The 12482-nt window shown below is 42.6% G+C and carries 13 protein-coding genes and 2 pseudogenes; 13 read left to right on the forward strand and 2 right to left on the reverse strand.

Annotated features, from left to right (window positions below; all coding sequences use genetic code 11):
- Positions 1 to 160: 160 nt before the first annotated feature.
- Positions 161 to 709: an NUDIX hydrolase gene (locus FTV13_RS14805; protein WP_122959126.1), complete on the reverse strand. Its 549-nt coding sequence runs from the start codon at positions 707 to 709 to the stop codon at positions 161 to 163.
- A gap of 123 nt (positions 710 to 832) precedes the next feature.
- Between FTV13_RS14805 and FTV13_RS14810 the strand changes: the two genes are divergently transcribed.
- From FTV13_RS14810 to FTV13_RS14870, 13 genes and pseudogenes are all read left to right on the forward strand, one after another.
- The gene (locus tag FTV13_RS14810) at positions 833 to 1447 is read left to right on the forward strand and encodes a CoA pyrophosphatase (protein ID WP_180012470.1); all 615 of its coding nucleotides are present in this window, start codon (positions 833 to 835) and stop codon (positions 1445 to 1447) included.
- 14 nt (positions 1448 to 1461) lie between these two features.
- The gene (locus FTV13_RS14815; protein WP_180003086.1) at positions 1462 to 1992 is read left to right on the forward strand and encodes a gamma carbonic anhydrase family protein; all 531 of its coding nucleotides are present in this window, start codon (positions 1462 to 1464) and stop codon (positions 1990 to 1992) included.
- A gap of 140 nt (positions 1993 to 2132) precedes the next feature.
- On the forward strand, positions 2133 to 2798 hold the full coding sequence (tsaB, locus tag FTV13_RS14820; RefSeq protein WP_159124260.1) for a tRNA (adenosine(37)-N6)-threonylcarbamoyltransferase complex dimerization subunit type 1 TsaB: 666 nt from the start codon (positions 2133 to 2135) through the stop codon (positions 2796 to 2798).
- Positions 2799 to 2814: 16 nt separating this feature from the next.
- Complete coding sequence (locus FTV13_RS14825; RefSeq protein WP_005234173.1) at positions 2815 to 3639, forward strand: undecaprenyl-diphosphate phosphatase; 825 nt, start codon at positions 2815 to 2817, stop codon at positions 3637 to 3639.
- A complete protein-coding gene (locus tag FTV13_RS14830) occupies positions 3633 to 4451 on the forward strand; it encodes a class I SAM-dependent methyltransferase (RefSeq protein ID WP_159124259.1) in 819 nt (272 codons plus the stop codon). The genes FTV13_RS14825 and FTV13_RS14830 overlap by 7 nt, the downstream gene beginning before the upstream one ends.
- Before the next feature lie 124 nt (positions 4452 to 4575).
- On the forward strand, positions 4576 to 5976 hold the full coding sequence (locus tag FTV13_RS14835; protein ID WP_166136755.1) for a C13 family peptidase: 1401 nt from the start codon (positions 4576 to 4578) through the stop codon (positions 5974 to 5976).
- Between the two features lie 39 nt (positions 5977 to 6015).
- Complete coding sequence (gene fghA, locus FTV13_RS14840) at positions 6016 to 6852, forward strand: S-formylglutathione hydrolase (protein ID WP_179993140.1); 837 nt, start codon at positions 6016 to 6018, stop codon at positions 6850 to 6852.
- Positions 6853 to 7012: 160 nt separating this feature from the next.
- Complete coding sequence (locus FTV13_RS14845; RefSeq protein ID WP_257218534.1) at positions 7013 to 8059, forward strand: YjgN family protein; 1047 nt, start codon at positions 7013 to 7015, stop codon at positions 8057 to 8059.
- Positions 8060 to 8070: 11 nt separating this feature from the next.
- Complete coding sequence (locus FTV13_RS14850) at positions 8071 to 9210, forward strand: M48 family metallopeptidase (RefSeq protein ID WP_180012473.1); 1140 nt, start codon at positions 8071 to 8073, stop codon at positions 9208 to 9210.
- A gap of 235 nt (positions 9211 to 9445) precedes the next feature.
- Positions 9446 to 10132, forward strand: a complete 687-nt coding sequence (gene rpe, locus FTV13_RS14855; protein WP_034170624.1) for a ribulose-phosphate 3-epimerase — start codon at positions 9446 to 9448, stop codon at positions 10130 to 10132.
- 627 nt (positions 10133 to 10759) lie between these two features.
- Positions 10760 to 11077, forward strand: coding sequence for a quaternary ammonium compound efflux SMR transporter SugE (sugE, locus tag FTV13_RS14860; RefSeq protein ID WP_034170625.1), 318 nt, complete (start codon positions 10760 to 10762; stop codon positions 11075 to 11077).
- 69 nt (positions 11078 to 11146) lie between these two features.
- Positions 11147 to 11629 (forward strand): methylated-DNA--[protein]-cysteine S-methyltransferase, encoded by a 483-nt coding sequence (locus FTV13_RS14865; protein ID WP_180012475.1) that lies wholly within the window; start codon positions 11147 to 11149, stop codon positions 11627 to 11629.
- Between the two features lie 92 nt (positions 11630 to 11721).
- Positions 11722 to 12153 (forward strand): annotated as a pseudogene (locus FTV13_RS14870) (nuclease-related domain-containing protein); the annotation flags it as partial.
- A 54-nt stretch (positions 12154 to 12207) separates the two neighbouring features.
- Here the strand turns inward: FTV13_RS14870 and FTV13_RS14875 are convergent.
- Positions 12208 to 12482, reverse strand: a pseudogene (locus tag FTV13_RS14875) (ISNCY family transposase); the annotation flags it as partial.

The raw sequence follows: 12482 nt of genomic DNA on the forward strand, positions 1-12482 counted from the left end.
TTAATGGAGAAATCTAATCGGTATGTTATACCTGAGAGAAGAGTGAGGAGTTATCCAAGGGTTGTAAAAGGAAAACCTCAAAAATACCCAAGAAAAAGCCAGTCAATCTCTTAACTGACTGGCATTAATCCAATGATGGGCTTTTTTATAAAAAGACATTTTAACCTGTGTGATCCAAACGGGTTCCCAAGGTCTCTAGGTGCATCGGGAAGTTATTGGTTTTACGGTCTTCAAAATAATGACGAAGCGTATGCTCTACACTCGGGAAAGCCAGTTCACTCCAGGGAATTTCATCTTCGTTAAATAAACGTGCTTCAATGGTTTCTTCACCTGCACCAAATTTTCCATCAATCAGTTGAGATTTAAACAGGACATAAATCTGGCCAATCCGCGGAATATTGTACATGCAGTACAGCTGTTCAATATCTACTTCAGCTTCGGCTTCTTCACGGGTTTCACGTGCTGCGCCCTGTTCCATGGTTTCAAACAGTTCCATATAACCGGCAGGGAGGGTCCACAGTCCATAACGTGGTTCAATAGCACGGCGGCAGAGCAGAACTTTATCTTCCCAGAGCACCAATGCACCGCAAATCACTTTTGGATTAATGTAATGAATATATCCGCATGTAGTACAAACCTTGCGAACCTTCTGATCGCCTAAAGGAATTTTCTCTGTTGTTTTATGTCCACAGTTCACACAGAAGTTCATATTCATCATCAATGATAACAGTAAGGTCAGGATAACTGAAAAATCAAAATTTGGCATCATTTCTATCCCGCCAAATCAAAAATCAGCTATGATGAAATTATAGTCGCATAGGGAGCTGAATGAATGGATGAGCTGGGATTAATACAACGCTTGCAGAAACATTTACGATTTTCCAAACGGATTCAAACTGCTCAGGCTGCTGTATTAATTGCGATCACAGATGAAGCTGATCCCAAAGTTTTGCTGACACGTCGTTCAGCTTATATGAATAATCATGCAGGGGAAGTCTCTTTTCCAGGGGGTAAACGCGACCCGCAAGATACCAGTAATATTGTAGTGGCTTTGAGAGAGGCGTATGAGGAAACGGCGCTTAACCCATTTGATGTGCATCTGATCGGGGATCTCCCGATGCAAAAGGCACGTAACGGGATGCTGGTTAAGCCTGTGGTAGGTATAATTCCGCCTACCATTCAACTCATTCCTCAGCCGACGGAAATTGACCGGATTTTCTTTGCTTCCTTACAGCATTTGTTGGAAGCCCAGCCGATGCCTTATGAAGTGCGGTTTGCCCAGCAGTCTTTATATTTTCCAAGTATGCGGGTGGAAAATGAGATTGTCTGGGGACTGACCGCACGTATGCTAATTTCATTATTTCAGTACGGGCTTGACTATAAAAAAGACTGGCCATTTTTACTTAATTCACCTGCGTTTAAACGCTCAAAATTTTTTAACCATTGAACAGGATTTCAGCCATGTTATATCAATTTCAGGGACATTCACCAAAAGTAACGCATCAGCCATGGGATGGTTGGGTGGCACCTACAGCGACGGTCATTGGACAGGTTGAATTAGGTAAGCAGGTGAGTGTCTGGTTTGGCGCCGTTATTCGTGCCGATAACAGTAAAATCCGTTTAGGTGACTTCACCAATGTTCAGGAAAATGCAGTGCTACATACTGATGCCGGAATTGAAATGAACATCGGAAATTATGTGACCATTGGTCATCAAGCCATGCTGCATGGTTGCACGATTGGCGATAATAGCCTGATTGGAATTCAGGCAGTGATCTTGAATCATGCCGTGATTGGCAAGAATTGTATTATTGGTGCCAATGCTCTGATTCCAGAAGGAAAGGTGATTCCTGATAATTCGGTGGTAATGGGCTCACCAGGCAAAGTCGTGAAAACTTTAGATGAAGCCAGTATTCAGAAACTGAAAATGAGTGCCATGCACTATGCCGAGCATTTCCAGAAATTTCAGGACCTGGAAGAAGTACAGCTTTAGGCTGTTATCTGAATAAAGTCCTCAGTTAAGCCTAGAATTTTCTAGGCATTTTTGTATCTGGCTTGGGAAAATCTCGCCTAGAAGATATGAGTGGAGTATTATATTCGACGTTTTTTATATTCTCTGAATTAAGGTTGTGCATGAAAGTGCTGGCATTGGAGACTGCCAATGAGCAGTGTTCCGTTTCTGTGATCGATGATACTCAAGAACTATTTTTTCAGCTTGATGCGCGCGCCAAGGCACAAACGCAAACCATTCTCCCAATGATTGAACAAGGCCTCAATGATCTGGGCTTGGCTGTATCTGATCTGACAGCAATTGCCTTTAGTCGTGGCCCGGGATCGTTTAGTGGTGTTCGTATCAATGCGGCTGTGACCCAAGCTTTGGCTTGGTCAAATGATCTGCCTGTAATTCCGGTATCGACTTTACAAGCTTTGGCACAAGCGGCATATCGTTTGCATGGTTTAACTGCAGTAACTGCAGTACTGGATGCACGGATGAATGAAGTCTACGTGGCCAGTTATCAGTTAGATGCTCAAGGGATTATGCAGGCTGTTGATGAAGAACAGCTTTTGAGTTATGAACAAAGTGCTGAAGCAGTAAAATTTACTGTGGTGGGTTCAGGTGCCAATCTAGTTCAAGAAACAGCATCTGAATATAAAAATGTCAGTGCAACAGCGCAGGATATTGCCGTGATTGCGCGTGCAGCAGCAAAAACAGAAAATTGGGTCAGTGCAGAATTGGCACTTCCGGTATATTTACGTGATAACGCATGGAAAAAAATTCCAGAACAAGGCAAAGCATAACTAATCAGGATTAAGCATGGATCTTTTACTGCTGCTGAAAGCAGCAATTATGGGTATTGTTGAAGGTATTACCGAGTTTTTGCCTATTTCTAGTACTGGGCATCTGATTTTGGCTTCAGAATTAATGAATTTCTGGACCAAAGAAAAAAGCGATGTTTTCGTCGTCGCAATTCAGATGGGGGCAATTGCCGCGGTTATTTATGAATATTGGGCACGGCTTTGGGGTGCAGCAACCGGGATCGTAAGTGGTGAACCGCAAGGACGCCGTTTAGGGATTGGCCTGATTCTGGCTTCTATTCCCATTGTGCTGATTGGCCTGACTCTAGGGCAAACCGTAAAAGAGCTGCTATTCAATAATATTGCGATTGCCATTGGTTTGATTGTCGGTGGTCTGATCATTATCTGGATTGAAAAGAATCCACCCAAGGTACGTGCCCAGGAAGTTGAAGATCTGACCGTAAAAGATGCGATCTGGATTGGTCTGATTCAGGTCTTATCCCTGATACCGGGAACTTCACGTTCAGGTGCGACCATTATCGGGGCGATGTTCCTTGGCGTATCACGTAAGGCTGCAACTGAATTTTCATTCTTCTTGGGGATTCCGGTTATTATCGGTGCAGGCCTGCTCGATCTGTATCAAAGCTATGATGTTTACAGTACCACAGAAGACTGGACGGTTCTGGCAGTCGGTATCATCGTATCGTTCATCTCAGCGCTTTTATTAATCCGTGCCTTGGTAGCCTATGTGGCAAAACGTGATTTCATGGTTTTTGCCTGGTATCGCATAGCCTCAGGTTTACTGATTTTATTATTTGCCTTTACAGGTTGGAGATTATGGTAAGCACGATTCGCTTATATACCGAATCTGAGTATCAAGAGAAAGCACAGCACTTCGAGGCTGTGCTTTCTTCTCGTGGTGTAGAGGTTAGTATTGAGGTTATTGAAAAGCTGAATGCACGTTTCTTGCGTTTACATCCCGAACTGGCCCTGTGTGTTGATGCTGACGGCCTATGGCTCTGTGCCAATGGCATGAAAATGCAACCAGATTGGCAAGCAGAAGTAGGGCGTTTAAAACGTGCCTCTTTAAAATCGGAAATGATTGCTCGTGCTTGTAACCTCGGAGAAAAGCCGACTCTTATCGATGCGACAGCTGGGCTAGGTCATGACAGTCTGTTGATGGCACATTTGGGTGCTCAGGTGACCTTGGTCGAACGACATCCTATTTTATTTACCCTGCTTGAAGACAGTCATCACCGAGCGAAAAAGGATACTTTTCTAAGTTCGGTGGTTAACCGGATTCATCTGGTTTTTTCAGATTCTGCAGACTATCTGAAATCACAGGCTGAGCAGAATGCGGTCGTCGATGTGGTTTATCTGGACCCGATGTTTCCACAACGTGACCAGAATCAGCAGGCACCGAAAAAGCAGGCACAGGTGAAAAAACAAATGCAGTTATTACATTTGCTTTTACCGGAAGATGGTGAAATGGATCTGGGGGATAATCTCTTAGAATTAGCACAAAAAATTGGCAAGCGGGTGGTGGTGAAACGTCCTCGTCTGGCCGTATTTTTAGCTGGAAAAGAGCCAAATCATCAATGGTCTGGTGATGCTTGCCGTTTTGATGCCTATTTTCAGCATGAACTGGTTACTTAATATGAGAATTGCTTCAAAATAGATCAAGGATTTGTTATATATTTAAAAATTGGCATTGATAAAACTTATATCAAGCATAAACTTATTGGGCACATTAGCGAGCCACTCATCTCCCTGAAATCATATGATCGACTTTAAACCCTCCATCAATTTTTGGCACGATTTTAAAAGCAACCAAATTGCCGGGATGTGGTTATTTCTGGGATCTCGGCGTTCGCTGCAACTGGTGCGTCCCTCTATTCTGCAACTGGTATTCTGGGGGATTTTGGGCGGCTGTGCTAACAGTCTCTTTAGCTGGCTCAGTTCTGGTCGTATGGGAGATTTCAACTCTCAAGGTCTCATCAGTTATGCGCTTTGGCCCTTTATTGCCTTGATTGTCGGGATCTTTTTGTCCCAACGGGTGAATAATCCTCGTCTGATGCTGGTACCCGCATTGCTCTGGCTGGTGCTGGATACGCATATCATGCTGTTCCAGAGCTTGATCCAGTATCTGGGTGATCTGGATTATCTACCCTATATTTTCTATGCCTATATTCCGACCCTGTTTGTCATGCTGTTTGTCTGGCAAAGTCTGGCTGTGGTCTGGGTGATTTCACGTGAATTAAAATGGCCGTGGTGGGAACGGGCACTGATTATGCTGGCCACCTTGTTTACCTTGGTGGTGTGGCAGATTTCGGTGAAAGATCAGCCCATCTGGAAAGTTGAAGAAATTCCACCAAGTTTTGCTGAAGATGCTTTTTATGCTCAGCCGATCTTGCTGAACAAGGCACTAGATGCAATTGAATATGGCGAATTTGCACAGTCGCATTGGTACTTTATGGGTGTGGCTGGCGCGAGTTATCAGGATGTGTTCTATTCAGAAATAGAGCGGATTAAAAAGCAGTTTGATACCCGGTTTGGGACTTTTGGCCGTTCGATTATGCTAGTCAATCATCCGGCAACACGGACTGAGATTCCACTTGCTTCCAAAACCAGCATGGAATTGGCCTTGCGCCGTATTGGCCAGCAGATGAACCGCGAAAGTGATGTACTGTTCCTGTATATGACCTCACATGGCTTGCCAAATGAATTTGAAATGGAAAATGCACCGCTAGATCTGGCATCAGTCGATCCAAAATGGTTGCGTGATACTCTGGATGCCTCAGGTGTACGCTGGCGAGTGATTGTTATTTCTGCCTGTTTCTCAGGTAGTTTCGCTTCGGCTTTGCAGAATGATAATACTTTAATTATCACAGCCTCTGCTGCTGACCGTCAGTCTTTCGGTTGTTCAAACGAAGCTGATTATACCTATTTCGGTCGTGCTTTCTTTGATGAGGCCATGCGTGAAAATAACAGCCTGAAAGCCTCTTTTGAGCAGGCCAAGACTACAGTGGCTAAATGGGAAGCAGCTCAGGGATTTGAACCGTCAGAACCACAATGGGTGATTGGCAAAAACATGGAATTGATGTTGCCACAACTGGAACAGCGTCTTTTCCCTCCAGCGACGACCACTTCAGCATCTCCGTCTGTCGCTTTGACTCCATAAACCAATCTACAACTTTAGAAAATAGAAAAAGGAATGATGATGGAACTGGTACAGAATAATCGAAGCTTTGAGGGTGAACAGCGGATTTATAGCTTTGAGTCTAAAATATTAAAAAAACCAACCAGATTTGGAATCTTCCTGCCGCCACAAGCTCTGGAAGGCCAAAGTTGTCCTGCTTTGTTCTATTTAGCTGGCCTGACCTGTACTGAAGAAACTTTTGCAATCAAGGCACATGCCCAGCGTCTGGCGGCCCAGCTTGGTCTTATTCTGATTACACCAGACACTTCTCCGCGTGGAGATGATGTTGCCAAAGGGGATCACTGGGATATTGGGCAAGGTGCCGGATTCTATATTAATGCCACTCAAGCACCGTGGGCTGAACATTATCAGATGGAAAGCTTTATCGTCGATGAGTTGTATGAACTGGTGTGTGAAGAGTTCGTAGTTCAGGCAGATAAGATCGGGATTTTCGGTCATTCCATGGGTGGACATGGCGCTTTAACTTTGGCTTTTAAATATCCGGAAAAATTCTGTTCAGTTTCGGCATTTGCACCGATTTGTGCACCAAGCCAATGTCCATGGGGTGAAAAAGCATTCTCAAATTATCTGGGCGAAAACCGCAAAGAATGGTTGAAGCATGATGCAACTGCGCTGGTTCAGGAAAAAGGTGCACTGTTTAGCGATATCCTGATTGATCAGGGCTTTTCTGACCAGTTCTATAGCCAGCTGAATCCGGCGTTATTTCAGCAAGCTTGTGATGCCGTGAACCAGAAATTAACTTTACGTGAACATCAGGGTTATGATCATGGTTACTATTTTATTCAAAGCTTTGTAGATGACCATCTACAATTCCATGCTGTGCAATTAAATCCATAAGCCAAGCAGTAAAAGCGAAGCAAACTTAAAAGTACAATGAAGCTCCAAAAATAGGTCATGTTTTTGGAGTTTTTTATATGAATATCAAATAAATATAATAAAAATGGCATATAAGTTGCTATTCAAAAATCAGGTAGAACCAGTTGCAGTTAAGAACACGATGCACAATAAGCCTGAACCAGAGATTGACCAGCCATCACCTCCACTAGAAAAACACAGCTTCCGATTTCATGGCAGTGCCACGGAATATTTTGGAATCTGGATGGTGAATCTGATGTTAACCATCATTACGCTTACTTTGTATAGCCCTTGGGCAAAGGCACGCCGTATCCGCTATTTCTACGGTAATACCCAATTGTTAAAACATCGCTTTGACTTCATCGCCATGCCAAGCCGAATTCTACTAGGTCGTCTACTGGCATTGGAGTTGTATGTGGTGACACTGATCTTGACCAATTACTCCATTCTTGTCACCAGTTCATTATTTCTGATTGCTGCGATCTCTCTACCTTGGTTAATTCGGATGACCCTGAAATTTAAGGCCCGGAATAGTAAATATGGCAATGTCCGGTTTCATTTTAGTGGAAGCAATCGGGAAGCCTATAGGGTTTTATGGCTCGCGATATTGGTCAATATTTTCACCCTGTTTCTTTTCAGCCCAGTGGTGATCTGGCTATACAAACGTTACTGCTTTAATCATTTATCGATCGGCCAACTTCAGTTCAGCTTGGGGATCAAATGGTCTAAATTTATGTCAGCAGTCTATGTTCCCTTATGTCTGTGTCTGCTAATTGGTATCGCATGGATCGCAGCAATCGTTTACTGGGTCGATTTGATCGGTACAACCCTGTTTACCTTAGGTGTTGTGTTGAGCTATCTGTTTTGCCTGGCCTTGGTCTGGCTGATGATCTCTGCACGCTTATATATGTATACCTGGAATCATGTAGAGCTTGGTCAAAGCTATTTTAAAACCCGGGTAACGACATGGCGCTATAGCTGGATTGTACTCAGTAACTGGATAGTGCGTGCACTCAGTTTGGGACTCATGACCCCTTGGGCGAGCATCCGTTTATATGAATATCAACTGGCTAACCTAGAACTCTATCTAGCAGAGGACGAAACTAATCTAAAAAATATCTTGCAGCGTGATCCAAATGCTATAGCCAATGAAGTACTGGATATCTTTGATTTCAATGCATCGTTATAGAGGCAAGTAGGATGAAGCGACCTGTTGAAGTCAGATTTTATGATGGGGTTTTGGCCGAAGCCCAGCGTGCATGGATTGTCCCTGATCAGCAACGCGGGATTGCCTTGAAACTCAGTGAAGAAACACCCAAGCAAGTGAGCGAGGCTGACTTTTATTTTACTTATCCCGATATGGCGTATATTGGCGGGGTCGGGGGACGTAAACCGATTATCGAATTACCTGAAGATCGCCGGATTGAATTTTTAACCAAAGCGCCGCACTGGCTGAAGATTAAATCCAAAGAAATCTATCATGCCATATGGAAATTTGAACGTTCTCCACTCCTGATTTTCTTCTCGATGATTATCGTGATATGTGCGGTAATTTTTATTCTTAAATGGGGAATTCCATATACGGCCCAGCAGCTCGCTCAATTACTTCCCGAACAGACCTTGATCGAGGTGGGAAATCAAACTGAGCAGAAATTAATTGAGCAAACTGAGCCATCCAAGCTCTCCGCAGAGCATCAAGCACATCTAAAAAAATTGTATGAACAAAAAATCGCGGTAGGGCAACCTGCAAAGATTATTTTCCGTCAAGGCGGAGAAACTATGGGACTTAATGCAGCTGCGATTCCGAACAATACCATTATTGTCACCGATGAACTGGTCAAGCTTAGCGGTGCGGATGAAGAAGTTCTTGCAGTACTGGCGCATGAACAAGGTCATCTGGTACAAAAACATAGCATGCAAAAAGTGATTTCCAACCTGGGTGCAGCAGGACTATTTGCCTTGGTAACAGGAGATTTAAGTGATGTGGTGGCGGCATCTATAGCGGTACTCGCCGATGCGGGATATTCACAGGCGCTTGAACTTGCTGCGGATGATTATGCCATGCAACATTTGCATCAACAGCAGATCTCCAGTATTCATTTGTCGAACTTTTTGCAGCGGGTTGAAAACGCTAGAATCCTAGCAGAGCAAAATAAAACGATAAAAATAAAAAACTTTACTTTGAATATTGATGGAAAAGAACGGCAAATTACTGAGTCTGAGCTGAAATGGTTGCGTTTGATTGGAAAACTCAAAAAATATCTGGAATCGCATCCCGAACTGGATAAAAGAATTGAACGGATTCATGCATTCGAAGAAAAAATGAGCCAACCTGTTTAGCTCTAATATTGAGTATAAAAATTCATATCTCTATATCCTGAGGATCGAGGCGTGTTTAGCCTCGATTTTTTATTGATGGATATGCGAGTTTTCCTGTCTTAATCAATCATTTTCATCTAGGCCAAGTGATATTAAGCATAAATACTGTCCAGCGTTACATAACATCCAAGTCACAGTAGCAGGACTGGATTTGGTATAATGAGAAAAATCCAATTTCAGTTAGCCAGGTCCTTTCATGTCCAAGCCTTATTTAATTGCACCTTCTATTTTGTCTGCCGACTTTGCCCGTTTAGGTGAAGAAGTTGAAAATGTACTTCAGGCCGGTGCAGACGTTGTGCATTTCGATGTCATGGATAATCACTATGTACCCAATTTAACCTTTGGTGCAGGGGTATGTAAGGCATTGAAAAAATATGGTATTCAGGCACCTATTGATGTGCATCTCATGGTGAAACCTGTAGATCGCATGATTGGTGACTTTCTGGAAGCAGGTGCAGATATTATTACGTTTCATCCGGAAGCATCTGATCATATTGACCGTTCTTTACAATTGATCAAATCGGGTGGTGCTAAAGCCGGTCTGGTATTTAATCCAGCGACACCATTGCATTATCTGGATTATGTACTGGATAAGGTTGATCAGGTATTGCTAATGAGTGTGAACCCTGGCTTTGGTGGACAGAAATTCATTCCAATGACTTTGGATAAATTACGTCAGGCGCGCAAGATCATTGATGCTTCAGGTCGTGATATCCGCTTAGAAGTAGATGGCGGTGTGGGACCAGCAAATATTCGTGAAATTGCAGAAGCTGGTGCAGATATGTTTGTGGCCGGTTCAGCGATTTTTGGCAAGCCGGATTATAAAGCTGTGATTGATGAAATGCGTAGTGAGCTGGCTAAAGTCGGTCAAATCCAACTTTAATCTCTAAAATGTTTAAGGTGCATAAATCTGTGGATAACTTTATGGATAAGTGTGTAGATATCTATGTTGATAACCATATGGATATGTTGCATATTTTGTAATCGTTTGTAGCCTGGTTGATTGCATCTTAGACAAAATTTGTATAAAAAGAACTCAATTTGGGTTCTTTTTAGATATGTCAGCCCTTGATTTTAGTGATCGTTTATTCATCAAAGGTTAATAATCAAGCCAAACAAAAAGTGATCAATAGGTCTTAGTTTTGTGTTTCATTGTGTAAGATCTCCACGCTATTTTTAAATTTAATTCATGTGCATAACTTAATAATATGGACTTATTCCTTGTTTGTTTTTCTTACTCAAGTCTCTGTAATGCCATAACACGATGTCCCGTTTTGGCGTTCCTTAAGATAGGCTGAAATCTTCAGGTTGTCCTGAGCATTTGAGTAAGACATGGTTAAGTTAATTCTCATTCAGTCAAATTTTGTAAACGGCAGTTTGGTTTTGTCGTCTGTTTTATAAGATGTTTATTTTTTTAGGAGGAACGACCTCCCTTGTTGATTAAATTTATAAAATTCAACAAGAAAAATCGTCAGGACGGCCTGACTCTGTTAATTAGGAGGAAGGCAATATGGCCTGGATTATACTTGTATTCGCTGGACTATTTGAGATTGTCTGGGCCTATTCCATGAAGCTCTCAGAGGGTTTTACTAAACTCACACCGAGTATTTTTACGATTGTTTTTATGGTGCTCAGTTTTGTATTGCTGGCCTATGCCATGCGTACTTTGCCTCTAGGAACTGCCTATACCATCTGGACGGGCATTGGTGCAGTCGGCTCATTTCTGGTCGGTGTTATAGTTTTAGGTGAACCTGCTTCTGCTATGCGTATGCTGGCTGCGGTGCTGATTATTTCCGGACTTGTTTTGATGAAATTATCCTCCTCCTAAGAGCTGTTGAGCAGTTCTGATTTCGAGTAAAATAAAAACTGGCAAGCTTGATTCTGTAGGAGTAGGGCCATGCAGCTCAGTTATATTTATATGGATTCGCCTGTAGGACAGTTGCAGCTGGTCGCCAATGAAACGGCATTGGTGGCTGTACTCTGGGATTGTGAAAAACCGAATCGGGTCAGGTTGGCAACTCTGGTTGAAGATCCACAGCATCCCGTGTTGATAGAAGCTCGGCGTCAGCTTCAGGAATATTTTGCCGGTCAACGCAGTACTTTTGAGCTGCCTTTAGATTTTGCCGGTACTGATTTTCAAAAAAAAGTCTGGCAGGCTTTGCTGAATATTCCTTATGGACAGACCCGAAGCTATCGGGAAATCGCTGAACAGGTCGGTAATGTTAAAGCAGTACGCGCCGTGGGTGCTGCCAATGGTAAAAACCCGATCTCGATTATTGCACCTTGTCATCGGGTGATTGGCAGTAGCGGTAAGCTGGTAGGCTTTGCGGGTGGTCTGGATAAAAAAGAAATTCTGTTAAATATTGAGCGAACCCATTAAGATCAAAATCATAAAATTAAAATATGGATCAGTTCGTAACACTAATCTTAGGCCAACTCTGGTCCAGTTTATGATGGGTTCTTCTACTTTTTATTGGTTTAATCATTTTTAAGTTATTTAAACCATTTTTAAAAGGGAAGCTGGGAGAGTTTGCTGTTGCCACGCATGTCAAACTTTATCTGAAAGACCTTGAGTATCGATTATTAAACGATTTGACTCTTCCAGATGGAGAAGGGAGCACAACCCAAATTGATCATTTCTTATTAAGTCCTTATGGCCTGTTTGTGATTGAAACCAAAAACTATAAAGGCTGGATCTTTGGTAGCGAGCGACAAAAAACCTGGACGCAAAAACTTTATAAAAATAGCTATAAATTTCAAAATCCGATTCATCAGAATTATAAGCACATCAAAGTTCTGGAGCAGTTGCTGGTTGATATTATTGAGCCAGCCCAGCTGCATTCTGTGATTGTATTTATGCCAGATGCGGTATTCAAAACCCCAATGCCAAATTATGTATTTCGATGTTATGCACCAATTAAAATGTCTATGCGATAAACCATTTAAAATGTCCTGTTTTTAACTGCAAGAGTCAAGCACAGGATTTAAATTTCTTTGTTCAATCACAGCTTTCTGAGCTTTACGACTCGGCATACTTTTCTTGAGACGGGAACGTTTATTTTGTTTTTCCAACTCTTCATGCTGTTGCTGGATATGCGCCAGAACCGAGCCTAATCTTTTATTCTCAACCACTTCATTCTGCTGTAGTCCAGCCAGTTTATTGAAGACGCTATAGTTGATCTTCCGTCCTTCATGCATGAGGGCCACAGTGCCATCCGGGTACTCCAGAAATG

Origin of the sequence: Acinetobacter sp. YH12235, from assembly GCF_013417705.1 — a bacterium.
GTDB lineage: Bacteria > Pseudomonadota > Gammaproteobacteria > Pseudomonadales > Moraxellaceae > Acinetobacter.